Raw genomic sequence first — 23,814 nt, 5'->3', positions numbered from 1 at the left:
GCCGAGCCGCCCTTCACTCCCGCCCGCGAGCCACCGTCACAGTCGCCGCCCCCGCCACGGCCAGACCCGCCGACACCACCATCGCCACGTTCGCGCCCTGCGCCAGGCCCTCGCCGGACGACGTGGCCAGGGCGATGGTCAGGGCCACGCCCGCGCACGAGCCGATGTAGCGGAAGGTCTGCTGGGCTCCCGAGCCCATCGCCGCACGTGCCGTCGGTACCGATTCCACGGCCAGCAGGGGGAGCGCCGCGTTCAGCAGGCCGCTGCCCACGCCGCCGAGGATCAGGCCCGGCAGCAGGCGCGGCCAGGACCCCGCGCCGATCGCGCCCAGCATCGACAGGGCGCCCACCGCGTGGAGGAGGAAGCCGGCCGCCAGTTGGCGGCGCGGTGGCACCCGGCCCGCGAGGCGCTTCGCCTGGAGGGCGACCAGGAAGGACATGCCGGACCAGAGCAGGAACAGCCAGGCCGTGTCCATGGCGGAGAGGCCGAGCGTCTGCTGGAGCAGTGCCGGGAGGAAGCTGAACAGGCCGATCACGGCCAGCCCCGTGAACAGGCCGCCGGCGGAGGATCCCAGGAAACGGGGATGGCGGAGCAGGCTCAGGTCGATCATCGGGGTCTTCGACACCCGCTGCTCCACGACCGCGAACAGGCCCAGCAGCGCCACCGTCGCCGCCAGCAGCAGCCCCACCGGCGCCCGCAGCCAGCCGTCCCGGCCCAGCGTCAGCGCGGCCACCAGGGCGACCAGGGCCAGTCCGAAGGTCAGGGCGCCAAGGACGTCGGGGCGGCCGTCCCTGGGTGCGCGTGACTCGGACAGTCGTCCCATGCCCAGGGCGGCCACTGCCAGCGCCGCCGCGCCCAGGACGCCGTACGCCACCCGCCAGGACGGAAGCGACCCGGCCACCAGTGGGCCGGCCGCTATGCCGCCGCTGACGAACGCGCCCCACACGCCGGTCGCGTGGAGGCGGCCCCGGGCGGTCGGGAAGGCTGTCACCAGCAGGCCCAGGCTGCTCGCCAGGATCGCCGCACTGGCCGCGCCCTGGGCGACGCGGGCCACGGTGAAGGCCCAGGTGGAGGTCGCGAGGCCGCCGACGGCCGTGGTCAGGCCGAGGGCCAGGGTGCCGGACAGGAAGATCCGGCGGCGGCCGTAGTCGTCGGCCAGGCTGCCGGCCACCAGGAGCAGGGCCGCCAGGCCGAGCGGCGTGCCGTTGAGGAGCCAGGCCTGGGCGGAGAGGGGGGTGTGCAGGGCGGCCGCCGTGTCCGGGAGTGTGACCATCGGGGCCGTGTACGTCATCAGGGCCACCGCCGTCGCGACGCTGGTCAGGGCCAGGGTGGCCCGGGAGTGTGGGGGTGACTCGGCGTGCGGGGGTGTTGTGGATGTCGTCGCTGTCGTCGCCGGCTTCGCTGTCGTCGTTGTTCGCGGGGGTGCGTCGGTGGTGGGGGTGTCCGGGTGAGTCATGGCTGGCCTCTTCCGGGCTTGGTGAGTTCGTTCACTGAACCTGCCTGCAGTCCCGACCGTAGCACCCTGGGTTCGGTCATTGAATCAATGCTTCGGAAAATGGATACAGTGGATCGCATGGCACTGGGCAAGGACTACGCGACGCAGGAGTGCTCGATCGCCCGCGCGCTGGAGGTCGTCGGCGAGCGGTGGACGCTCCTCGTCGTCCGCGATGCGATCTACGGCGTCCGGCGCTACAACGACTTCCTCGTCCACCTCGGCATCCCGCGCGCCGTCCTGTCGGCCCGGCTGCGGACGCTGACGGAGGAGGGGATCCTCGAGAAGCGCCGGTACCAGGAGTCGCCGCCCCGGGACGAGTACGTCCTCACCGAGCGCGGCGTCGCGCTCTGGCCCGCGCTGCGCGCGCTCGCCCTCTGGGGGCGCGAGCAGCTCATGGAGACCCAGCTGCGGTGCTACCGGCACGCGGACTGCGGTACGGAACTCGGGCCGTACGGCGAATGTCCCGCATGCGGAACTTCCGTGCCGGTCCCGGACGTTCTCGTGACACCGGGTCCCGGACTCGACCCGGACCCGGCCGACCCGGTCAGCCGGGCGCTGCTCAAGCCCAAGCGGCTTTTGCAGCCCATCGAGACCGAACAGGCATAATCGAACGAGGATCGTAAGGGGGGAGGGTCGATGGCGCGTTACTGGATCACCGCACGCCCTGCTGTAACCCTCCTGCTCTTCCTGCTCTCCGTCGCGCTGCTGGACACCGGCAGCCTCTCCACCACCGTCGCGCTCGCCGCGACCGCCGCGGCCGGGGCCGCGCTCGCCGCCTGTTCCCTCGTGGCCGCGCGCTGCGCGCCCGCCGTGCCGCCCACGCGAATACGTACGGCCATACGTGACCGGGCTCGGCGTACGGCGTTCCTGCCGCAGCGTGACCCGGACGGCCCGGGCCGCCGCCGGCCCCGGGCACCCGGGCACACCCTCGCGACGACCACCGCGTAGGGCGAACACGCGCCATCCCCGTCCGTGACCCCGCGCGGGTCGTCATGCCGCCATGCCCGTCTTCATTCCGGCACGACGTGACCCACGGAGGGCTCACCCATGTCCGTTTTCGCGCATCTCGTCGAGCAGCTCGCCGACCTGCTCCTGCCTCTCTTCCACGCCTCCGCGGCGGCTGCCGCGATCGTCCTGTTCACCGCGCTCGTACGACTCCTCGTCCATCCCCTCTCCCGGGCCGCCGCGCGCGGGCAGCGCGCTCGGGCCGAGCTCCAGCCGAAGGTCGCCGAGTTGCGGAAGAGACACCGGAAGAACCCGGAGAAGCTGCAGAAGGCGATCCTCGAACTGCACGCCGAGGAGAAGGTGTCGCCGCTGTCCGGCTGCCTGCCCAGCCTGCTCCAGCTGCCCGCCTTCTTCCTCCTCTACCATCTGTTCTCCAACTCGACGGTCGGCGGGGAGGTCAACGGGCTGCTGACGCACCAGCTGTTCGCCGCGCCGCTCGGCGGGCGTTGGGCGGACGCGCTGGGCCACGGAGGGGTGTTCGGCGCGGCCGGCCTGGTCTACCTCGGGCTCTTCGTGGTCGTCACCGCCGTCGCCCTGTTCAACTACCGCCGTACAAAGCAGACGATGGTGAAGAACCCGGTCGCCGTCGGGGACGGCGAGCAGGTTCCCGGCCTCGGCGCGGTCAACAAGGTCATGCCGTTCATGTCCTTCTTCACTCTCGTCACGGTCGCCGTGGTGCCGTTGGCCGCCGCTCTGTACGTGGTGACCAGTACGGCGTGGAGCGCGGTGGAGCGGGCGGCGCTGTATCGCTGACGGTCCCTGATGGTCCAGTTCGTGAACAGGGTCTTGCGGACTGGACATCCGGCTTGGAGTATCGACCAGTCCTCCGATGACTGCACACATCGGGCGGGCGCCCGCGATCGAGGGAGATGGTGACCATGAAGCTGCTGCGAGTCGGTACGGCGGGGACGGAGCGGCCCGCGCTGCTGGACGCCGAGGGGGACCTGCGGGACCTGTCGGGGATCGTGCCGGACATCGACGGGGCGCTGCTCGCCGACGACGCCGCGCTCGGCCGGATCAGGGCCGCCGCCGATGCCGGGGAGCTGCCCGTGCTGGACGCGACCGGGCTGCGGGTCGGGGCGCCGCTGGGGCGGATCGGCAAGATCGTGTGCATCGGGCTCAACTACCACGACCACGCCCGTGAGACCGGGGCCGAGCCGCCCGCCGAGCCGGTCATCTTCTTCAAGGCCGCGGACACGGTGGTCGGCCCCTACGACACCGTGCTCGTCCCGCGCGGGTCCACCAAGACCGACTGGGAGGTGGAGCTCGCGGTCGTGATTGGGCGCACCGCCCGCTATCTGGGGTCGCACGAGGAGGCGCTCGCGCATGTCGCCGGGTACGCGGTGGCGCACGACGTGTCCGAGCGGGAGTTCCAGATAGAGCGGGGCGGGACCTGGGACAAGGGGAAGAACTGCGAGACGTTCAACCCGCTGGGGCCGTGGCTGGTGACGGCGGACGAGGTGCCCGATCCACAGGCGCTGGCGCTGAGGTTGTGGGTGAACGGGGAGATCAAGCAGGACGGGAACACCGCCGAGCAGATCTTCCCCGTCGCTGAAGTCGTGCGGTACGTCAGTCAGTTCATGACCCTGTATCCCGGGGATGTGATCAACACGGGTACGCCGGCGGGGGTCGCGCTGGGGCGGCCCGAGCCCAAGCCGTTCCTGCGGGCCGGGGATGTCGTGGAGCTGGAGATCGAGGGGCTCGGGCGCCAGCGCCAGGAGTTCAAGTCGGCCTAGCCCCTCGGATCTCGGGCGGATGTCAGGCCAGCAGCTCGGCCAGCCTGCGCCAGCCCTCCCGCTGGAGGCCGTCCCTCGGGCCTCCGTCCACCACTTGGAGGGCGATGTGGTCCGCGCCCGCCTGCTGGAAGGTGCTGATCCGCTCGCGGATGCGGGTCTCGTCGCCCCAGGCGAACACCGCGTCGACCAGGCGGTCGCTGCCGCCGTCGGCCAGGTCGTCCTCGGTGAAGCCGTGGCGGAGGAAGTTGTTGGTGTAGTTCGGGAGGGCCAGGTACATGGCGAGGCTCTCGCGGGCCAGGGCGCGGGCGCGGGACGGGTCGGTCTCCAGGACGACCTTGAGCTCGGGGGCCAGCAGGGGGCCCGCGCCCAGGGTTTCGCGGGCCTGCGCGGTGTGTTCGGCCGTGACCAGGTACGGCACCGCGCCCGCCGCCCGGTCGCGGGACAGCTCGAGGGTCTTCGGGCCGAGGGCGGCCAGTACGCGGCGCCCGGCGGGCACGTGGGCCTCGTCGAGGGCGTCGAGGTAGGAGACCAGCGCCGAGTACGGGCGGCGGTACTGGTCGGCGAGCTTGGCGTGGCTGACGCCCAGGCCGAGGAGGAAGCGGCCGGGGTGGGCCGAGTCCACCTCGGCGAAGCCCGCCGCGCTCGCCTGGGCCTCGTACTGCCAGATGCTCTGGATGCTGGTGCCGACGACGAGGGTGCCGGTGGCCTCGAGGAGCGGTACAGCGTGGTGGGCGGCGCTGCTGCCGCCCAGCCACACGGCTCCGTAGCCGAGTTCCTCCAGCTCCGCGGCGGCCTCGCCCAGTTCACCGCGCCGGGCGGGGTCCTCCGAGCGGAGGCCGACGCTCCAGATGCCGTACCGTCCGACGGTCTCCTTCAGTGCAGCGACGCTCATCGGGTTCTGCTCCCTCCGGTCGGGTGTTCTGCCGGTGCCGTGGCGGCCCCGGTGACGGTGCCAACCGGAGGGGGCGTCCAGTTAATCCCGGCCCAGGAACTGCTCCAGCGCCTCCACCACGAACCGGTGGTCCTGCAACTGCGGCAGCCCGGACACGGTCACGGTGCCGATCACGCCGACGCCCTCGACGTTGATCGGGAACGAACCGCCGTGGGCGGCGTAGGTGTCGGGGTCGAGGCGGGAGGACTCCTCGAACGTCGTGCCCTTGGCCCGGAAGCGGGCGCCGACCAGGTACGACGCGGAGCCGTAGCGCTCCACGACACGGCGCTTGCGGGCGATCCAGGCGTCGTTGTCGGGGGTCGAGCCGGGCAGGGCGGCGTGGAAGAGCTGCTGGCCGGAGCGGTGGATGTCGATGGCCACCGGGGCCTGGCGCTCCCTGGCCAGGTCCACCAGGAGGGAGCCCAGGGTCCAGGCGTCCTCGTGGGTGAACCGGCGGAAGACCAGCCGGCGCTCCTGAGCCTCCAGTTCCTCGACCGAAGGGGTGAGTTCGGGGGCGAACCTCGGGGTGATGCGCGGGTGGTCGGTCACAGTGCCACCGCCACACCGTCGCGGGCCGAGCGCCGGGCCGCCTCCAGTACGTCCAGGGTGGCGGCCGCCTCCAGCGCGGTCACCGGGTTGGGGCCGGCGCCGGTGAGGGCAGCTGCCACGGATGTGTAGTAGGCGGGGTAGTCGCCGGCCAGGGTCGGTACGGGGTTGCCGCCGCCGGACAGCGGGGACTCACCGGCGCCGACGCGGCCCCACAGCGACTCGGCTTCCTCACCCCAGCCGGGGCCGGGCCGCTGCCCCTCCCGCAGGGCAGCCTCCTGCGGGTCCAGGCCGTACTTCACATAGCCCGCGCGCGAGCCCAGTACGCGGAAGCGGGGGCCGAGCTGGGCGGTGGTGGCGGAGACGTGGAGGTGGGAGCGGACGCCGCTCGCGTGGGTCAGCGCGATGAAGGTGTCGTCGTCGGTCTCGGCGCCGGGGCGGCGGATGTCCGTCTCGGCGTACACCTGGGTGGCCGGGCCGAACAGGACGAGGGCCTGGTCGACGACATGGCTGCCGAGGTCGTACAGCAGACCTCCGATCTCTGCCGGGTCGCCGGACTCGCGCCAGCCGCCCTTGGGCTGCGGGCGCCAGCGCTCGAAGCGGGACTCGAACCGCCAGGCGTCGCCCAGTTCGCCCTCGTCCAGGAGTCCCCGCAGGGTGAGGAAGTCGTTGTCCCAGCGGCGGTTCTGGAAGACCGACAGCAGCAGGCCGCGCTCCTCGGCGAGGGCGGCGAGGTCCCGTGCCTCGGCGGCCGTGCCGGCGACCGGCTTGTCCACGACCACCGGCAGGCCCGCCTTGAGGGCGGTGGTGGCCAGCGGGACGTGCGTCCTGTTCGGGGAGGCGATGACGATCAGGTCCAGCTCGTCGGCGCGGTCGAACAGTTCATCGGGGGCGGCGGCGATGCGGACGTCCGGGAACTCGGCCCTCGCCTGCTCCTGCCGTTCGGGGTTCGAGGTGACCACCGTGTCGAGCGTGAGGCCCTCGGTGGCGGCGACCAGCGGGGCGTGGAAGACGGAGCCCGCGAGGCCGTAGCCGATGAGGCCGACGCGGGCAGGGGTACCAGTTCCAGTCATGCCTCCCACTTTCGCAACGCTGTTGCCAAAGTGCAAGCGGTGGGGAGAATGGGACGCGTGAATCGCGTGAACAGGACGAGGAGCGGCGGGCCGGCGGGGGCGAACCTGCTCGCGGTGCGCAGCCACAACACCGCGCTGGTGCTGGATCTGCTGCGTACCGCCGGGACCGAGGGGATCAGCAGGCTGGAGCTGGCCGAGCGGACCGGGCTGACCCCGCAGGCCGTCAGCAAGATCACCGCACGGTTGCGCGAGGAGGGGCTAGCGGTGGAGGCCGGGCGGCGGGCGTCCACCGGGGGGAAGCCGCGGACCGTGCTGCGGCTGGTGCCGGGGGCCGGGCACGCGGTGGGGGTGCACCTCGACCGGGACGAGCTGCGGGTGGTGCTGTGCGATCTGACGGGGGCCGTGGTGACCGGGCGCCGGGTGCCGCTCGACCTCCGGCCGGGGGGCGGGGCCGAGGCGGTCGTGGAGGCCGTGGCCGGGCAGGTGGGGGAGTTGCTGTCCGAGTCGGGGGCGTCCGTGCTGGGGGCCGGGGTCGCGCTGCCCGGGCCGCTCGATCACGTGCGGGGTGTACTGCGCCGGGTCACCGGGTTTCCGGAGTGGGACGGGTTTCCGCTGCGGGAGGTGCTGGCCGGGCGGCTGGGGGTGCCGGTGGTGGTCGACAAGGACACGAACGCGGCTGCGCTGGGGTTGGCGGTGCGGGTGTGGGGGCGGGGCGGGGGTGCCGAGGGCTTGGGTTCTGGCGGCTCCTTCGCGTATCTGCATCTCGGTACGGGGCTGGGGGCCGGGCTGGTGATCGGGGGGAGGGTGCACCGGGGGGCGCGGACGGGGGCCGGGGAGTTCGGGCATCAGGTGATCCAGCTCGACGGGCCCTTGTGCGGGTGCGGGAATCGGGGGTGCGTCGAGGTGCTGTGCCTCGGGGCCGTGGGGCGTGGCGAGCTGGGGGCGGCGGCGCGGGTGCTCGGGGCGGGGGCGGCGAATCTGGTGGGGCTGCTCGACATCGACGCGGTGCTGTTGGGTGGGCGGACGGTGGAGGGGGCGCCGGAGGTCTTCGTCGACGGGGTCGGGGCGGTGCTGGGGGAGCGGGCCCGGCGGGAGGGGGCGGTGGGGGTGCCCGTGCGGGTTGCCTTCGGCGAGGGGGGGTGGGGGGTGGCTGAGGGGGCGGCGCAGTTGTTGTTGGGGGCGTTGTTCGGGCGGGTGGATGGGTGACGGTTTGTTTTTGGCGGGGGGCTTGCTGGGGCGGGGTTGGTGGGGGCCCGGGGTTGCTGCGGGATTTGCTGGGCCGGGGTTGGTAAGGCGCGCGGGGTTGCAGCTGGGGTGGGGGTCGCGCGGCCCGGCGCTTACGGGGTGCCGCTGCGCCCACCCGTGCCGCCCCAGCGGCACGACTGCCCGCAGCTACGTGGGCTCGCGGCATGACTGCCCGCAGCTGTGTGAGGTCGGGGCTGAACGGGCGGTAGTGGGCGGCTGTTCGGGGGCTGGGGCTGGGCTGGGTCGTTTGTGGGGGGTTTGGGGTGGGTGGGTTATGTGGTTATGCGACTGTGTATGCCCCTGGCCTTCTGCCTCGCCGCCGTCGTTCTCGGGCCCGTGGGGGCGGCGCACGGGCGGGAGGTCGGTCTGGACTGTGCCGATGCCGGGTCCGAGGGGCGGGACTTTCCGCTGGGGGCCCGGATTCACGGGGGGCCCACGTCGTACGAGGCCGGCGGGGGATTCGGCACCTGGTACATCGACCTCACCAACACCACCGACCGCGCCTGCACCGCCGTACACCCGGTCGTCGTGCTCGTCGACGAGAAGCGGGCCCTGAAGCCCGAGCAGGCCCGGATGGAGTTCTACGACGGTTCGCGCGCCCACCCGGTCCACTTCGAGAGCACCGACGAGGCCGAGCTGGTGGGGGCGTTCGACGACGGGTTCCCGGGGTTCGCCGTGGGCCCGGGCAGGACCGTCTCCGTGAAGGTCAGGCTCACGGTCACCTCCGACGCCGTACCGAACCAGGTCACCGCCAAGGCCGCCGTCGTGGAACGGCGGGGTGACGACGGCGAGTGGCTGGGCGAGTCCGGCGACTACCGGTTCGGGATCGACAGCGAGCCCGCCCCCGAGCCGTCCGCCGCCAGCACCGGCACCACCGCCATGCCGCCCCTCGCCCTCACTCCGATTCCAGGCCTCGCCGTCTCCCCCTCCTCCGCCTCCGCGCCGTCCTCCCCCTCCTCCGCCTCCGCGCCGTCCTCCGCCTCCTCCGCCTCCGCGCCGTTCTCCGCCTCCTCGCCCTCCCCCTCGCTGTCCCCTTCCCCGTCCCTCTCACCCCCGCCCCCCGCCCCCCTCAGCGACCTCCCCTTCGCCGACGAACTCGCCCGCACCGGCCTCGGCACCCCCTACGGCGCGCTCGCGGCCACCGCCCTGCTGCTCATCGCCGGCGGGGTGCTGCTGCTCGCGCGGCGGAAGCGCTGAGGTCCGGCGACCACACAGTGAGCAGGCCGTTCCCGCAAGATCGGAGGTGTGTTTAGGCTGGGGCCCACGCAGCACCCTGTACGGCAGGAGACGGCCCATGGCAGACCGCAAGCCCATCGAGTCCTGGCTCACCGACATGGACGGAGTGCTCATCCATGAGGGCGTGCCGATCCCCGGCGCCGATGCCTTCCTGAAGAAGCTGCGCGAGTCCGGGAAGCCCTTCCTGGTGCTGACCAACAACTCGATCTACACCCCGCGCGACCTGCACGCGCGGCTCGTCCGCATGGGCCTGGACGTGCCGATCGAGAACATCTGGACGTCGGCGCTGGCCACCGCCAAGTTCCTGGACGACCAGCGGCCCTGCGGCTCGGCGTATGTGATAGGCGAGGCGGGGCTGACCACCGCGCTGCACGACATCGGCTACATCCTGACCGACCACGAGCCCGACTACGTGGTCCTCGGCGAGACCCGCACCTACTCCTTCGAGGCCATGACCAAGGCCGTACGCCTGATCAACGGCGGCGCCCGCTTCATCTGCACCAACCCGGACGAGACCGGCCCCTCCACCGAGGGTCCGCTGCCCGCGACCGGTGCCGTCGCCGCGCTGATCACCAAGGCGACGGGCAAGAAGCCGTACTTCGCCGGCAAGCCGAACCCGCTGATGATGCGCACCGGCCTGAACACCATCGGCGCCCACTCCGAGACCAGCGCGATGATCGGCGACCGCATGGACACCGACGTCCTGGCCGGCATGGAGGCCGGGATGCAGACGTTCCTGGTGCTCACCGGTCTGACCCGGCCCGAGCAGGTCGAGTCCTTCCCGTACCGGCCGTCCAAGGTGGTCGACTCCATCGCGGACCTCGTCGACCGGGTCTGAAGGCCCAACTGAAAAAGCCCGACTGAAAGCCCGACTGAAAGCCCGACTGAAAGCCCGACTGAACGCCCTGCGGAAGGTCCTACTCCGTACGGAGCAACACGGCGCCCCCCGAGGATGCGGAGGGGCGCCGGACGGGGCAGCCTCCAGATATTCCTGGAGGTTTCACGATGGGCTCAGCGCGTCTCACTCCCCGCACTCCCCGCACTCCCCGCACTCTCCGCACTCTCCGTACTCTCTGTGCCGGACTCCTCGCCGCCGTCGCGTTCGCCCCGGCGGCATTCGCGGCGGACGGTGCTGCCGGGCTTTCGGTGGCCCCGTCGTCCCCCGCCCCCGGCACCGACGTGACGCTCCGGGTGAGCGGCTGCTCCGGGGCGACCGGCACCGCCGTCTCGGACGCGTTCGTCGCGAACGCCCGACTGACCGGCGCCGACGGCACGGTCACCGGCGAGACCCGGATCCGCACCTCGCTGAAGCCCGGCTCGCACGGCGTGCGGGTCACCTGCGCCGACCATGTGGTGGGCGGCAGTATCACCGTCGGTCCCGCGAGGGCCTCGGGGCAGCCCGCTGCCCCCGCCTCGCCCGTCGCCCCCGTCCACGCGGGCGGCGGCGGAACCGCCCGCCTCGCCTCGGCGGAGGCCCGTCCTGCCGCTCCCGGTACCGCCCACGCGGTGACCGGTCTGGTCCTCGCCGGTATCGCCTCGGTCGCCGTCGGGCTGCTCGGTGCCCGCCGGAGCCGCGGCACGCGGTGAGGCGGCCGGTGATGTCCGATGACGAGCCCGCCTCCGGCACCGGCCGGCTGCTGGCCGGTGTGACCTGGGCGCTGCTGCTGATCGGGCTGTGGCTGTGGGGCCGCGAGGTGACCGACGTACCCGCCGGGACATCAGGGTCCGCCACCGGCGACGTGGCCGCCGTGGGACGCCCTGACGGGTCCGGACTGCCGCCCGCCGCCCGGCCGTTGGGCGAGGCGCTGCCGCAGCGCATCGACATTCCCGACCTCGGTGTGCAGGCGCCGGTGGTGGCCCGTGGCCTGGATGGGCAGGGCGCGATCGATCCGCCGCCGTTCGACCAGGCCGGCGTGGTGGGCTGGTACGCGGCCGGGGTGAAGCCCGGGGCGGCCGGGACCGCGCTGATGGTGGGGCACGTGGACACCGAGACCCGGCCCGCCGTCTTCTACCGGATCAGCGCGCTGCGGCCGGGGGAGACGGTGCGGGTGGTCCGCAGCGACGGCCGGGTCGCCGAGTTCACGGTGGACGACGTCCGGGTCCTGTCCCGCGACCGTTTCGACGCTCAGCAGGCCTACGGCCCCCGCGAGTCGGGCCGCGCGGAACTGCGGCTGATCACCTGCGGCGGCACCTTCGACCGGGCGAGCCGCAGCTACACCGCGAACGTGGTGGTGTCGGCGTATCTGACGGGGACCGGGCCCTGAGCCACCTGGCCCGGTCGGCGGCCCGCTCCCCCGGAGGCCGCCGACCGGACTGGTCCTCGACCGTGCGCGCGCGGGCTGCGGGAGTGACCCGGCGTACTGCACGGGAGGTCTGGAAGACCACGGTGGGTGAACCGGCGGCCGGGGCTGGGGCCGGCGGGCACGACTCTAGGGCGGAGGGGCACCGTTGGCCTAGAGGGAGTCGGTAACTGCTCCCCGGCATCCTCGACATCCTCGTACGACCGCGTGACCGGCACGGCGGATATGTCACGATTGCCACCTGAAATACCGTGTACCAGGGGGGAATTGGATGTACGACAGCTGGGGGGCCCGGTCTTCGGTACGGGCCCTGTCCTCGGTACGGGCCGGGGCGTCGGCGGTGTTGCTGGGGGTGGCGTTATCGGTCGCCGGGTGTTCGGCCGGCGGAGCATCAGGGGGAGGGGGCAAGGGGGACGCCCGTAGTCCCGTGATCACCCAACAGCCCAAGGGCGCCGACCCGTTCTGGGTGAACCCGGACGGGAACGCGGCCCGGCAGGTCGCCGCCTACGTGAACGACGGCGACAAGGCCGCCGCCGAGCAGATCAGGAAGATGGCCGAGCAGCCGACCGCCGAGTGGATCGGCCCCGAGAACCCCGAGCGGGAGGCCCGGGGCTTCACCGAGGCCGCCGAGAGGTCCGACCGTACGGCCCTGCTCGTCCTCTACGACATCCCGCACCGCGACTGCGGCCAGTACTCGAGCGGAGGGGCCGCCGACGGCGACGCCTACCGGGCCTGGATCGACGCCGTCGCCCGGGGCATCGGCGACCGCGCCGCGACGGTGATCGTGGAACCCGACGCCGTCCTGCACCTGGTGGACGGCTGCACCCCGGCCCGGTACCGCGAGGAGCGCTACTTCCTCCTCAAGAGCGCCGTGACCAGGCTCAAGTCCCTGAAGAACACGAAAGTGTACCTGGACGCCGGGAACGCCGGGTGGGGCCGCCCCGACCAGATCCACGAGCCCCTCCGGCGGGCGGGCATCGACCGGGCCGACGGGTTCGCCGTCAACGTCGCCAACTTCTACTCCACCCGGGACTCCATCACCTACGGCAAGCAGCTCTCCGCCAAGGTGGGCGGCAAGCACTTCGTCATCGACACCAGCCGCAACGGCAACGGCCCGTACACGGGCGGCGATCCGGCCGAACGGTGGTGCAATCCGCCGGGCCGGGCCCTGGGGGACACGCCGACGACCAGTACGGCGGACCCGCTGGTGGACGCCTACCTGTGGGTGAAGCGTCCGGGGGAGTCGGACGGAACCTGCAAGGGCGGCCCGAAAGCCGGTGACTGGTGGGCGAGTTACGCGTTGCGGCTCGCGAAAGCCAGCAAGTAGCCCGGGCCGCGATGAACAGGAGGGCCTGTGGGTCCCCTCCCGACCGGGAGGGGCCCCACAGGCTCACCGCCGTACCACCGTGCCGCTACGGCACCTTGACCCACTGCGCCTTGCTGGGCGTCCCGTGCTCGTCGTCCACGAACAGCATGTACCACCCCGACTGCACCAGGTTCCGGTTCTTCGGCACGGTCACCGTGATCCTGTCCCCGGACGCCTTGAAGTCCAGCGCGACGGACCGCTGGTCCACGTCCGTCACATGCGTCGAGGCGCTGGGCCGGATCAACCGCACCTTCCTGATACGCGCCGCGTCCCGCGAGGTGAACGTCCCCGATGCACCCCGCGCGATGGTCCGCGGGCCCCCGCCGAGCGCCGGCCGCGACCCCCGGTAGAGATACGGCGGGGTGTAGATCTCGATCCGCTGCTCGAACGTGCCGGGCTTGGTGCCGGCCCGGTCCCCGTACAGCGAGTCGGAGCCGAAGAACATCACGCGGCCGTCGGGCAGCAGGACCGACCCGGAGTGGTAGTTGCGGCCCACCAGCGGGTCGGCGACCCGGGTGAAGCTGTTGCTGTCCGGGTGGTAGAGCCGCGCCTGGCGGATGTCGGAGTCGCCGCGGCCCCGGTAGTCCTCGGAGCCGCCCGACACCAGCACGGTGTCGTCGGGCAGGATCGAGGACTGCGGATACCGGGTGCCCTTCTCCAGCGACGGCCCCTCCCTGAACCTCGGGCCGGCGGCCTTCAGGTCGATCAGCCGGGTCCTCCTGCTGGACAGCTTGGACTCGCCGACCCCGCCGCCCCCGATCACCAGGAACTTCTCGTCCTGCGCCGGCGGCAGCAGCACCGTGCCGGAGGTCTCCATCCGGTCCGGGTCGCTCAGCCCGGGCAGCTTGGTGAACCTGTTGCTGCTCACGTCCCAGACGCCCGGGTCACGGCCGACGTCGTCCGGCCCGTAGCCCGCGTTGGACCCCGAGTAGAAGATCTTCCCGTTCTGCAGCAGGAACAGCGCCGGATAGGTCGGGAACTGCCGGATCTTCCCGGTGTAGGACCACTTCCTGGTGCCGGGGTCGAAGATCTCGTTCTTCCCGGGGACGAGCTGGCCGATGTCGTCGAGGCCGGAGACGCTGAGGACCTTGCCGTCGCTCAGGGTGGTGAGCGTCGGGTACCAGCGGGCCTCGTTCATCGGGTCGACCTTGATGTACCTCTCGGCGACCGGGTCGAACTCGAAGGCGTCCCGGATCCCCTGGAAGTCCTTCTTGTCGAGGGCCAGCTTCTGCGCGATGCCGTAGGTGTTGCGGGCGTCGAGGCCGGTCAGACCCCGGATACGGTAGTTGTCCTGGGTGCCCGTCTCGTACCTGGTGCCGCTGCGCTGCGCCTCGACGTAGATCCGGCCGAGGCCGGGGTCGTTGCGCAGGTACTTCCCGGTCTTCTTGTCGAAGACCTTCTTCGCCCTCGGGACCAGCACCGGGTCCTTGGAGACGAACGTCCTGCCGTTCTCCCTGCCGGTGAACCTCGTGCCCGCGGGCAGCGTGATCGGCTTGTCCGGGTTCTCGTTGTGGACGATCATCAGGCCGCCGGCCTTGGTGACGTCGCCCTTGAGCTTCTCGTACCGCTTCGTACCGCCCGCGATCAGCAGGTTGCCGTTGGCCAGCTGGGTGTGGCCGGTGCAGAACAGGTCCTTGGGGGTGGGGATCTTCTTGATCGTGCCCTTGACGGGGTCCCAGACCCGGGTGTCGAACCGCTTCTTGTCGAAGTTCTTCTGGTTGTTGCCCGAGCCGGCGACCAGAAGGACCTTGCCGGTGTGCAGGAGCGCCGCGTGGATGGTGTCCTGGCGGTACTCCTCGGGGAACTGGACGATGTCCCAGTGGCCGTTCTCGGCCTTGTACCGGGGTCTGTTGATCTTGTACTGGTGGTACTCCTCGCTCCCGACGCGGTACACCCACGGCCCGTTCATCCCGGCCAGCGCGAGCACCGCCGCCGTGCCGATCGCGAACCGACGGGCCCGGCGGAGGCCGGCACTGTCGTTCATTTCTCACGTCCCCCAAGTCCCGCGGGCACGGCGTCCTGCGGCTCGGGCTCGGCCGGCCCCGGAGGGGCACCCGGGCCGACGGCGGTATCAGAGCCGACCTCGGCATCAGGGCCGCTGGTGGCATTGGTGCCGCTCATGGCATCGGTGCCGGTGCCGGTGGCGGCGGGCCGTTTTCTCTCCCGCCGCAGCGTGTACCGCCATGCGAAGACCGGCGAGGCCGTGATCAGCAGGGCGAAGGAGGCCCAGGTGATCATCGCCGGGTGCGAGTGGCCGAAGACGAAGCCGGCGGCGAGCGAACCGGCGAAGACCAGTATGAAGAACCAGTGGATCCGGAAGGTCCCGAACAGCGTGTCGGGGCTGGCCGACTCGCCCTTCGGGGTCACCACGAACCTGCTCTTGCGGCGCAGCACGGCGTCCATCAGCGAGCGGGCGTAGACCGGTGCCGACAGCGCCGACATCACCATGCCCGCGACACCGCCGGACCCCTCCGGCTCGTGCGGGGAGACGTTGTGCCGCCGGTTCCAGATGTACAGGCCTATCTGCAGCGCGGAGGCGTTGCCGTAGAGCATCAGCCACACGGTCGGGTCGATGTTCACACCCGAGGCGCCCAGGCCCAGGAACAGGGCGCAACTCAGCGCCGCCAGGATCCAGTTGAGGGCGGACATCGGATAGAAGATGATCATCATCGTGTAGTTGAAGAGCTTGCCCGGGGGCATCGAGAAGAAGCCCTTCCAGTACTGCTTGAGGATCGTCTCGTACGTCCCCCGCGACCAGCGCAGCTGCTGGGTGAAGAAGTCCGTCCAGGCGTTCGGGCCCTCGCCGACCGCGAGCACGTCCGGGGTGTACACGGACCGCCACGTGCGGCCCGTGGCCGGGTTCTCGGCGCGGTGCATCTCGAAGCCGGTGGCCATGTCCTCGGTGATCGAGTCGTACAGGCCGCCGATCTGCTTGATCGCCCTTATGCGCACGGCGTTCGACGTGCCGACGAACATCGGGGCGCCGTACCGGTTGCCCGCCCGCTGGATGAGCGCGTGGAAGAGGAACTGCTGCGACTCGGCGGCCTTGGTGACGAAGTTGTCGTAGTTGCCGTACACCTGCGGGCCGATGACGAAGCCGACGTCCGGGTCGCGGAAGTAACCGAGCATCCGCTCCAGGTAGTTGGGCAGCGGCACGTGGTCGGTGTCGACGGAGGCGAAGAAGTCGTAGCTGTCGCCGTGCGCCTCCAGCCAGGCGTTGTAGTTGCCGTGCTTGGTCTTGGCACGGTGCGGGCCCGTGGGCCGGTTCCAGCGCTCGACGCCCTTGCGGGTGAAGTGGTGCACGCCCAGGCGCGCGCAGACCGCCTTCACCTCCGGGTCGTCGCCCTCGTCGAGCAGCCAGACGTGCAGGACACCCCGGTGGCGCAGCCGAACGGCCGCCTCCAGGGTCCCGGTCACCATCTCCAGCGGTTCCTTGCCGGGCACGAAGGTGGTGATGAAGGCGACCCGGGTGCCGGTCTCGGGCACCACCGGGACCGGGTCGCGGGCCACCAGGGTGGCGTGCGCGTTGGACAGCACGTTCATGCAGCGGAACAGCTCGATCAGACCGATCGAGACCAGCATCACCACATCCAGCGCCGGCAGGAAGCCGTAGGCCGGGTAGTCGCGTTCGGTCCAGTGGCCGGGCTGGAGCAGCCAGGTCAGCAGGACCAGCGAGAGCAGCGGTGCCGCGCCCAGCATGAGTGCGGCCCGGACGCGGTGCGGCTCCTGCGAGAGCAGTGAGCGGTAGCGCACCCGGTAGGGCTTGTCCGGGTCCGGCTGGGTGAGGGGACCGGCGAGCCGGCTGTAGTGCTCGTAGTCGTACCTCGGCAAGGTCTTCGTGGTCCGGTGCGATGGCCCCCTCAGAAGACCGCTTTGTGATCGATCGTGTGCACTGTGTGACGATTCGTGAGTGTGCCGGGCGCCCGTCGGCGTCGACGTCATGAGTCATCCCCCCACACGCAAGTTCAGCGCGTGTTTGTTCGGTCCTGGTGAGCCGCAGTCACCATGTCTTCCACTCCCCGGGCACAGGGAACCGTGACATTCCGGTCGCCGGACGCCCCCCTCGGCATCCGTTCACTAACGGGACCCCTCATCCCGTAGCCCCCGCAACCGGCTACTCGCCCCCCAACTACCGCGAATCGGCGGCATGTTGGACCGCCAGGGTTCTATGCTGTCCAGCATGATCGCAAGTCGCGCAGTGCGGAGCTCACCGGTCTAGTACGGCCACGGGGGACAGGCGTGCGCGAATGTTGCCGAAGTGGTCCCGTATCGCTCGTTCCGCCCTTATGGAGTCGCCTGAGCGCACCGCGTCCAGGATCTCCCGGTGCTGGCGGCAGGTGGTCCGGGGGTCCTGCGGCACCTCCACCAGGTCCTGCTGGACGCGGTGGAAGGCGTCCCAGAACGCCTCGAGCACCTCGCTCAGCAGCGTGTTGTCCAGCCCCCGGTAGAGGGTGGCGTGAAACGCGCGGTCGGTCTCCGCGAGGCCGGCGCCCTGCTCGGCCTGCTGTTCCATGCGGTCGACCAGCCGGTCCAGCTCCGCCAGGTCGGCCTCCGGCAGCCGCCCGGCCAGCCGGGAGACCAGGCCGGTCTCCACCGCCTCGCGCAGCTCGAGCAACTGGAGCAGGGAGTCCTCGCCCCGGTAGTGCCCGGCGACCGTGCGGAAGGCGAGGCCCTCGATGAGGGGGGCGAAGGACATGGGGCCGACATAGGTGCCGAAGCCGTGCCGGATCTCGACGATGCCCATCGCCTGGAGCGCCTTCAGGGCCTCCCGCACGGAGTTCCGGCTGGCGCCGAGGAGCTCCATCAGCTCGGGCTCGGTCGGCAGCGGGGCCCCGGAGGGCAGCCTGCGGTCGACGATGAGCTTCTTGATCCGCTCCTGGAGGTCTCGGGCTGCCATGGCCAGAGGGTATCCGGCCAAACAGAAGATGGGCCCCTCGTTCGTACGAGAGACCCATCGTCATCGTGCGCCGCCAGGGACTCGAACCCCGGACCCGCTGATTAAGAGTCAGCTGCTCTAACCAACTGAGCTAGCGGCGCCTGCTGACGTCGTTAACTCTACCCGACCTCGAAGGGTGCTCCGGACCACCGGGGCGCCCGGTGGGCGCAGCAGGGGGCGTCGGGTGTCCCCGGTCGGGTGAGTGCCGGGTACGACATTCGGACCGTCAGCATGCGCACCCTGACGACAATTGGGAAACTGATCAATGTGCACAGACGCGGACATTTCACCCCGGGAGTCGACTCGGAGGTCGCCCCGGCCATCTACCCGGACATCTACCCGGAACGTGAGGCAGATCGCATGGTGGCTCCGGTATTCGAGGACGTCGACCCCGAGAGCGACTGCGACTGCCCTGGATGCGCCCAGTGGCGGCGCCCGCGCCTCTCGGCCCCGACCGGCCGGTTCGGCGGTCACCCGGCGGCCCGCCGGGCCCTGGTCGTGGCCGCCGCCGCGTCCGCCGCCGCCGTCGGCGCGGGCCACCCGGCCGCCGCCCTCGCCGGCGCGCCCGCCCCGGACCGGCCCGGCGGGCCCCACGCCCCGGCGGACGGCGACGTACCCGGCACCCCGCAGGGCGCCAAGACCCCGCTGCACGGCCCCGGCGGCAAGCCGGCCGAGCCCACCGATCCGGCCAACCCGCCCGCCACCACCCGCACGGCGATCATCGACCGGGCCAAGACCTGGGTCACCGCGCAGGTGCCGTACAGCATGACCGAGTACTGGTCCGACGGTTACCGGCAGGACTGCTCGGGTTATGTCTCGATGGCCTGGAACCTCGGCAGCAACGAATGGACCGGCAGCCTCGACCAGTACGGCGTGAAGATCACCAAGGAGGAGCTGCAACCCGGCGACATGCTGCTCTTCCACAACCCCTCCGACCCGGAGAAGGGCTCGCACGTCGTCCTCTTCGGCGGCTGGACCGACTACACGCACACCAACTACACCGCCTACGAGCAGACACCCCCGCACGCCCGCCGCCAGGCGACCCCGTACGCCTACTGGACCAACTCCGACAAGTACGTCCCCTACCGCTACAAAGGGGTGACCACCGCCGCGGCGGACTCGACGGCCGACTCGAAGCCGGGCGACGCGGCCCCCACGTCCGCCGACGCGGCGCCGGCCCCTTTCCCGGGGGCGGTGTACTTCGGGCCGGGCGCCGACAACAAGTACGTCACCCAGCTCGGCCGGATGCTGGTCGCCCGGGGCGCCGGGGCGTACTACCCCCAGGAGCCCGGCCCGCGCTGGACCGAGGCGGTCCGGCGGGCGACCCGGGCCTTCCAGCTCGCCCAGGGCTGGACGGGCGCGGGCGCGGACGGGTTGCCCGGACCGCGCACCTGGGAGCTGCTGGCGACCGGCAAGGGCAAGGACATCGCGCCCGGCGCTCCCGACTCGCACGGCGTCGCCGGCTATCCGGGCCGGAACCTGTTCCGCCCGGGGGCGGACAACCCGTACGTCGAGCGGCTCGGACGGCAACTGGTGAAGAAGGGGTTCGGCCGGTACTACCCCGACGGTCCCCACTCGCGCTGGAGCGAGGCGGACCGGCGGGCCGTCGAGGCCTTCCAGCGCGCCCAGGGCTGGCGGGGCGGCGCCGCGGACGGCTACCCGGGACCGGAGACCTGGCGGCGGCTGTTCTCGTAACCGTTGAAGCGTCTGGCGCGGAGGCTGGAGGCACGTATGAGCACGACCACTGAGCACACGTCCGATTCCGAGGGGCCCGCCGGGGAAACGCCGAGACCCGCCCGGCTGATCCACAACGAGGCCACCACCGAGATCCCCGTCCACCTGCTCTTCCGCGACGACCCCGACCCGGCGCCGGTGCCACTGCGGCCGGCCGTGGTGGGCCGCCGGCAGGGCACGGGCGAGCAGCCGCGGCTGGTGGGCCGGCCGCCCGGGCCGGCCGGGGCGCGGCCGGTGCCCTCGGCCGACCCCGAACTCGTCGAGCGGCCGGCCCGGGCCCTGCCCGGAGCCGCGGGGGTGCTCGCCGGAACCTGCGGGATCGCCGGCTGCCTGGCCACCTCGTGGTGGGCGGGGGCGGGTCCGGCCCAGTGGGCGGCGTACGCCGGGGCCGGGGCGCTCGGGCTGCTGGGCTTCGGCGGTCTCACCCGGGGCCGGACCGGGCGGGCCTGGGTGCTCGGGCTGTTCGGCCGCTACGGAGGAACGGTTCGCCGCACCGGCCTGCTGTGGGTCAACCCGCTGACCCGGCGGCACCGGGTCGACGTACGGCTGCGGCACTGGCGCAGCGAGTCGATGCCGGCCGGTGACGGCAACGGGGTGGCGCTGCGCGTGGTGGTCCTCGTGGTGTGGCGGGTGCGGGACACGGCGCGGGCCTGTCTCGGCGTGGACGACCACGAGACGTATCTGCGGGAGTGTGTGGAGGCGGCCCTGGCCCGGGTGCCGGTGGAGGTGCCGGACGGCGGGCGGGTGTTCGTGGCGGCGGCGGGCGAGGCGCTGACCCGGCTGGTGGCGGCGGACGCGGCGGCCGTCGGCCTGGAGGTGTTCTCCGTGCGGCCGGTCCGGGTCGAGTACGCGCCCGAGGTCGCCGCCGTGATGCAGCGCCGGCGGATCGCCGCGCTGGACGCCCAGCAGCGGTCCCGCATGCTCACCTCGGTCGTCGACTCGGTCGAGGACACGGTGACCCGGCTGACCGTGCGGGGGCTCGTCGACCTCGACGACTACGAACGCAAGTCGCTGGTGCGGGACCTGACGGTGGCGTTCTGCGTGGGGCGGCCGCAGCCGGGTGTGTAAGGGAAACCCGGGCCGCGATTGGTATGGACATGTTCAAGGAGCGGCAATAATCTGACACTTGGTCTAGACCTGCACAGCTCACCGAACTCCCCCACGTTCTCCAGGAGCGGCAGCATGCGCACACAGACCAAGGTGTCCGCAGCCGTGCTGGGCCTCGCCACCGCCGGAGCCTTCGTGCTCTCCACCGGCGGTGCGAGCGGTCACGGCTACACCGATCTCCCCATCAGCAGGCAGAAGCTCTGCCAGAACGGCACGGTGACGAACTGCGGCGACATCCAGTGGGAGCCGCAGAGCGTCGAGGGCCCGAAGGGCTTCCCCGCGGCCGGTCCGGCGGACGGCCAGCTCTGCAGCGGCGGCCTCAGCCGGTTCGCCCAGCTCAGCTCGCCCAGGACGCCGTCCGGCGCGGCCTGGCCGACGACGAAGGTGAACGGCGGTCAGAGCTACACCTTCCGCTGGCAGCTCACCGCCATGCACGCCACGACCGACTTCAAGTACTACGTCACCAAGCAGGGCTGGAACCAGAACCACGCCCTGTCCCGCTCGGACCTCAACACCACCCCGTTCCTCACGGTCCCCTACGGCGGCCAGCGCCCGCCCGCCACCCTCAGCCACAGCGGCACCCTGCCGACCGGGCTGAGCGGACATCACGTCATCCTCGCGGTATGGACGATCGCCGACACGGGCAACGCGTTCTACGCCTGCTCGGACGTCACCTTCTGACCGCCGCTCAGGTTCAGAGGTTCTCTTGAGGCGCGTGCGCCGGCGGGCGGGATACGTTCCCGCCACGCCGATCATTCGGACCGGCGCACGCATCTCGGGGGATCCCATGGAAGCCCTGTTCTACGTCATACCCCTTGTCATGATCGCGTTCGTCGCATCCATCGCGATCCGGCTGATCGGTCGTTCCCGGCAGATCAGCAACGCCTGGAACAGTGGCCTCACGGCCGAGGCGCGGTGTCTGCGGTCGTACACCACGACCAGTGGTGGCGGGGACACATCCGTGACCACCACGATGCACCACGTCTACGAGTTCACGACCCACGACGGACGCACGGTTCGATTCGACGAGACGAACGGCCCCGCGACCACCCTCGAGGGCGACTTCGTGACCGTCCATTACCTGCCGGACCGTCCTGAGAAGGCCACGGCGCACGCCCCCGCACGCGGCAAGCTCGCCGCGAGCACCGGCTGCATGCTGGCCTTCTTCGGCGTGTTCATCGCAGGCTGCGTCGGGTTCATCTTCCTCGCCCATTTCGTCTTCGCGGAGTCGGACGGCCTGATGCCGTAGGCCTCCACATCTGACGATGTGTCAATTACCGTGCGTGTCCATGAACTCCAGTGAGCGCACGGTCGCCGAGCTGATCGCGGCGCGGTGGGGTGACCACCGGCCGGGGCTGTGGTTCGAGGAGCGGGTGCTGACCCACCACGCGGTCGCGGCCGGGGCCGCCGCCCGCGCCGCCCTCCTGGCCGACCTGCTGCCGCCGCGCGCCGAACCGCACGTCGGGGTGCTGCTCGACAACACCCCTGAGTTCCCGCTGTGGCTGGGCGCCGCCGCGCTGGCCGGCGCGGCGGTCGCGGGGATCAACCCCACCCGCCGGGGCCCCGAGCTGGCCCGGGACATCCTGCACGCCGAGTGCCCGGTCCTGGTCACCGAGCGGGCCCACCTCCGTCTCCTCGACGGCCTCGACCTGTCCGGCATACCTGTCCTGGTCACCGGCACCCCGGAGTACGAGGCCCTGCTCGCCCCGTACGCCGGCGCCGTACCGGACCCCGGCCGCGCCACCCGGGAGGACCGGCTGCTCCTCTACTTCACCTCCGGCTCCACCGGCGCCCCCAAGGCCGCGATCTGCTCCCAGGGCCGCCTGGCCGCCGCCGGGGGCTCCCTCGCCGCGCAGTTCGGGGTCCGCCCGGACGACGTGCACTACATCTGCATGCCGATGTTCCACGGCAACGCGGTGATCGCCGACTGGGCGCCCGCGCTGATGGCCGGGGCCGGGGTGGCGCTCAGACGGCGGTTCTCGGCGTCCGGGTTCCTGGCGGACGTGCGCCGGTACCGGGCGACGTACTTCACCTACGTCGGCCGGGCGGTGCAGTACGTCCTGGCCACCGAGCCGCGCCCCGACGACCGGGACAACCCGCTGCGCCTCGGCTTCGGCACGGAGGCCGGGGCGGTGGACGCGGCGGCCTTCGAGCGGCGGTTCGGGGTGCGGCTGGTGGAGGGCTACGGCTCCTCCGAGGGCGGCGCCGCGGTCCAGTGGTCGCCGGGCACGCCGTCCGGCGCGGTGGGACGGGCGGCACCGGGGCTGGTGGTGCTCGATCCGGACACGGGTGAGGAGTGCCCGCCGGCTCGCTTCGACTCCGCGGGGCGGCTGGTCAACGGGGACGAGGCCATAGGTGAGCTGGTCAACCGGGGGCCGAACCCGTTCGAGGGCTACTGGCGCAACGCCGAGGCGGATGCCGAGCGCCGCCGGGACGGCGCGTACTGGACGGGCGACCTCTTCTGCCGGGACTCCGACGGCTACCTCTACTTCGCCGGCCGCACCGACGACCGCCTCCGCGTCGACAGCGAGAACCTGGCCGCCGCGATGATCGAGAACATCCTGGCCCGGTACGAGGGCGCCACGGCTGTCGCCGTGTACGCGGTGCCGGACCCGGTGGCCGGGGACCTGGTGATGGCGACCCTGGCCGGGCACTTCGACCCGCCGGCCTTCGCCGAGTTCCTGCTCGCCCAGCCCGACCTGGGCACGAAGATGGCGCCCCGTTTCGTCCGGGTGGTGGAGCGGATGCCGGTGACCGCCACGAACAAGATCCAGCGTGCCGGGCTCAGGCGGGAGGGTTTCCGGTGCGGGGATCCGGTGTGGTGGTGGCCGCCGGGGGAGTGCGCGTACCGGAGGCTGACGGCGGGGGACAGGGCCGCGCTGGTCGAGGAGTACCGGGTGCGGGGGCGGGAGGGGCTGCTCGGCCGGTGAGCCCCGGCCGAGTGGGCGCGGGGGTGTGGGTGGCGGAGCCCCCACTGCGCGCGGCGAAGCCGCGCAGACACGACGGCGGCGCCCCGTTTCGTCCGGGTGGTGGAGCGGATGCCGGTGACCGCCACGAACAAGATCCAGCGTGCCGGGCTCAGGCGGGAGGGTTTCCGGTGCGGG

At 71.9% G+C, this 23,814-nt stretch carries 22 protein-coding genes and 1 tRNA gene; 15 read left to right on the top strand and 8 right to left on the bottom strand.

Annotated features, from left to right (window positions below):
- Window positions 1-13 precede the first annotated feature (13 nt).
- Window positions 14-1,456 (bottom strand): MFS transporter, encoded by a 1,443-nt coding sequence (locus ACH45E_RS28720; RefSeq protein ID WP_361450461.1) that lies wholly within the window; start codon window positions 1,454-1,456, stop codon window positions 14-16.
- A 117-nt stretch (window positions 1,457-1,573) separates the two neighbouring features.
- Between ACH45E_RS28720 and ACH45E_RS28715 the strand changes: the two genes are divergently transcribed.
- From ACH45E_RS28715 to ACH45E_RS28700, 4 genes are all read left to right on the top strand, one after another.
- Window positions 1,574-2,101, top strand: coding sequence for a helix-turn-helix domain-containing protein (locus ACH45E_RS28715; protein WP_361450464.1), 528 nt, complete (start codon window positions 1,574-1,576; stop codon window positions 2,099-2,101).
- A 30-nt stretch (window positions 2,102-2,131) separates the two neighbouring features.
- Window positions 2,132-2,443, top strand: a complete 312-nt coding sequence (locus tag ACH45E_RS28710) for a DUF6412 domain-containing protein (RefSeq protein WP_361450467.1) — start codon at window positions 2,132-2,134, stop codon at window positions 2,441-2,443.
- A gap of 99 nt (window positions 2,444-2,542) precedes the next feature.
- Complete coding sequence (locus tag ACH45E_RS28705) at window positions 2,543-3,253, top strand: YidC/Oxa1 family membrane protein insertase (RefSeq protein WP_361450469.1); 711 nt, start codon at window positions 2,543-2,545, stop codon at window positions 3,251-3,253.
- 125 nt (window positions 3,254-3,378) lie between these two features.
- Complete coding sequence (locus ACH45E_RS28700; RefSeq protein ID WP_361450472.1) at window positions 3,379-4,236, top strand: fumarylacetoacetate hydrolase family protein; 858 nt, start codon at window positions 3,379-3,381, stop codon at window positions 4,234-4,236.
- Between the two features lie 22 nt (window positions 4,237-4,258).
- Here the strand turns inward: ACH45E_RS28700 and ACH45E_RS28695 are convergent, their stop codons facing one another.
- The 3 genes from ACH45E_RS28695 to ACH45E_RS28685 all read right to left on the bottom strand — a co-directional run bounded on the left by ACH45E_RS28695 (window position 4,259) and on the right by ACH45E_RS28685 (window position 6,786).
- Window positions 4,259-5,128 (bottom strand): LLM class F420-dependent oxidoreductase, encoded by an 870-nt coding sequence (locus ACH45E_RS28695; protein ID WP_361450475.1) that lies wholly within the window; start codon window positions 5,126-5,128, stop codon window positions 4,259-4,261.
- A gap of 81 nt (window positions 5,129-5,209) precedes the next feature.
- Window positions 5,210-5,716, bottom strand: a complete 507-nt coding sequence (locus ACH45E_RS28690; RefSeq protein ID WP_361450478.1) for a heme-degrading domain-containing protein — start codon at window positions 5,714-5,716, stop codon at window positions 5,210-5,212.
- Window positions 5,713-6,786, bottom strand: a complete 1,074-nt coding sequence (locus ACH45E_RS28685) for a Gfo/Idh/MocA family oxidoreductase (protein WP_361450481.1) — start codon at window positions 6,784-6,786, stop codon at window positions 5,713-5,715. The genes ACH45E_RS28690 and ACH45E_RS28685 overlap by 4 nt, the downstream gene beginning before the upstream one ends.
- A 48-nt stretch (window positions 6,787-6,834) precedes the next feature.
- Here ACH45E_RS28685 and ACH45E_RS28680 point away from each other — a divergent pair, with 48 nt between their 5' ends.
- The 6 genes from ACH45E_RS28680 (at window position 6,835) to ACH45E_RS28655 (ending at window position 12,894) form a co-directional block, all read left to right on the top strand.
- On the top strand, window positions 6,835-7,992 hold the full coding sequence (locus ACH45E_RS28680; protein WP_399041728.1) for an ROK family protein: 1,158 nt from the start codon (window positions 6,835-6,837) through the stop codon (window positions 7,990-7,992).
- A 333-nt stretch (window positions 7,993-8,325) separates the two neighbouring features.
- Window positions 8,326-9,228 carry a hypothetical protein gene (locus ACH45E_RS28675; RefSeq protein WP_361450487.1) on the top strand — a complete coding sequence of 301 codons (903 nt, stop codon included), beginning with the start codon at window positions 8,326-8,328 and terminating at the stop codon, window positions 9,226-9,228.
- Between the two features lie 97 nt (window positions 9,229-9,325).
- A complete protein-coding gene (locus ACH45E_RS28670; protein WP_361450490.1) occupies window positions 9,326-10,105 on the top strand; it encodes an HAD-IIA family hydrolase in 780 nt (259 codons plus the stop codon).
- Between the two features lie 308 nt (window positions 10,106-10,413).
- A complete protein-coding gene (locus tag ACH45E_RS28665) occupies window positions 10,414-10,854 on the top strand; it encodes a hypothetical protein (protein WP_361450493.1) in 441 nt (146 codons plus the stop codon).
- Between the two features lie 11 nt (window positions 10,855-10,865).
- Complete coding sequence (locus tag ACH45E_RS28660) at window positions 10,866-11,531, top strand: class F sortase (protein ID WP_361450496.1); 666 nt, start codon at window positions 10,866-10,868, stop codon at window positions 11,529-11,531.
- Window positions 11,532-11,838: 307 nt separating this feature from the next.
- A complete protein-coding gene (locus ACH45E_RS28655; RefSeq protein ID WP_361450499.1) occupies window positions 11,839-12,894 on the top strand; it encodes a glycoside hydrolase family 6 protein in 1,056 nt (351 codons plus the stop codon).
- 85 nt (window positions 12,895-12,979) lie between these two features.
- Here ACH45E_RS28655 and ACH45E_RS28650 read toward each other — a convergent pair whose 3' ends face one another.
- From ACH45E_RS28650 to ACH45E_RS28635, 4 genes are all read right to left on the bottom strand, one after another.
- On the bottom strand, window positions 12,980-14,917 hold the full coding sequence (locus tag ACH45E_RS28650; protein WP_361450502.1) for a kelch motif-containing protein: 1,938 nt from the start codon (window positions 14,915-14,917) through the stop codon (window positions 12,980-12,982).
- Complete coding sequence (locus ACH45E_RS28645) at window positions 14,914-16,875, bottom strand: glycosyltransferase family 2 protein (protein WP_361450505.1); 1,962 nt, start codon at window positions 16,873-16,875, stop codon at window positions 14,914-14,916. The genes ACH45E_RS28650 and ACH45E_RS28645 overlap by 4 nt, the downstream gene beginning before the upstream one ends.
- Window positions 16,876-17,140: 265 nt before the next feature.
- Window positions 17,141-17,830 (bottom strand): FadR/GntR family transcriptional regulator, encoded by a 690-nt coding sequence (locus tag ACH45E_RS28640; protein WP_361450508.1) that lies wholly within the window; start codon window positions 17,828-17,830, stop codon window positions 17,141-17,143.
- Window positions 17,831-17,896: 66 nt separating this feature from the next.
- Window positions 17,897-17,970, bottom strand: a tRNA-Lys gene (locus ACH45E_RS28635).
- A gap of 259 nt (window positions 17,971-18,229) precedes the next feature.
- On the opposite strand from ACH45E_RS28635, the gene ACH45E_RS28630 reads away from it, so the two are divergent.
- From ACH45E_RS28630 to ACH45E_RS28610, 5 genes are all read left to right on the top strand, one after another.
- The gene (locus tag ACH45E_RS28630; RefSeq protein WP_361450760.1) at window positions 18,230-19,564 is read left to right on the top strand and encodes a peptidoglycan-binding protein; all 1,335 of its coding nucleotides are present in this window, start codon (window positions 18,230-18,232) and stop codon (window positions 19,562-19,564) included.
- Between the two features lie 36 nt (window positions 19,565-19,600).
- On the top strand, window positions 19,601-20,671 hold the full coding sequence (locus tag ACH45E_RS28625) for an SPFH domain-containing protein (RefSeq protein ID WP_361450511.1): 1,071 nt from the start codon (window positions 19,601-19,603) through the stop codon (window positions 20,669-20,671).
- A gap of 114 nt (window positions 20,672-20,785) precedes the next feature.
- A complete protein-coding gene (locus ACH45E_RS28620) occupies window positions 20,786-21,391 on the top strand; it encodes a lytic polysaccharide monooxygenase (protein ID WP_361450514.1) in 606 nt (201 codons plus the stop codon).
- 106 nt (window positions 21,392-21,497) lie between these two features.
- Window positions 21,498-21,959 carry a DUF3592 domain-containing protein gene (locus tag ACH45E_RS28615; protein WP_361450517.1) on the top strand — a complete coding sequence of 154 codons (462 nt, stop codon included), beginning with the start codon at window positions 21,498-21,500 and terminating at the stop codon, window positions 21,957-21,959.
- A gap of 40 nt (window positions 21,960-21,999) precedes the next feature.
- Window positions 22,000-23,640 (top strand): long-chain-fatty-acid--CoA ligase, encoded by a 1,641-nt coding sequence (locus tag ACH45E_RS28610; RefSeq protein WP_361450519.1) that lies wholly within the window; start codon window positions 22,000-22,002, stop codon window positions 23,638-23,640.
- The last annotated feature ends 174 nt before the right edge of the window (window positions 23,641-23,814 follow it).

The sequence above is a fragment of the Streptomyces sp. NPDC020299 genome, from assembly GCF_044387825.1.
In the GTDB taxonomy this organism is placed as follows: Bacteria; Actinomycetota; Actinomycetes; order Streptomycetales; family Streptomycetaceae; genus Streptomyces.
The sequence above is the reverse complement of the archived record's forward strand: the minus strand, read 5'-3'. Positions and strand labels throughout refer to the sequence as shown.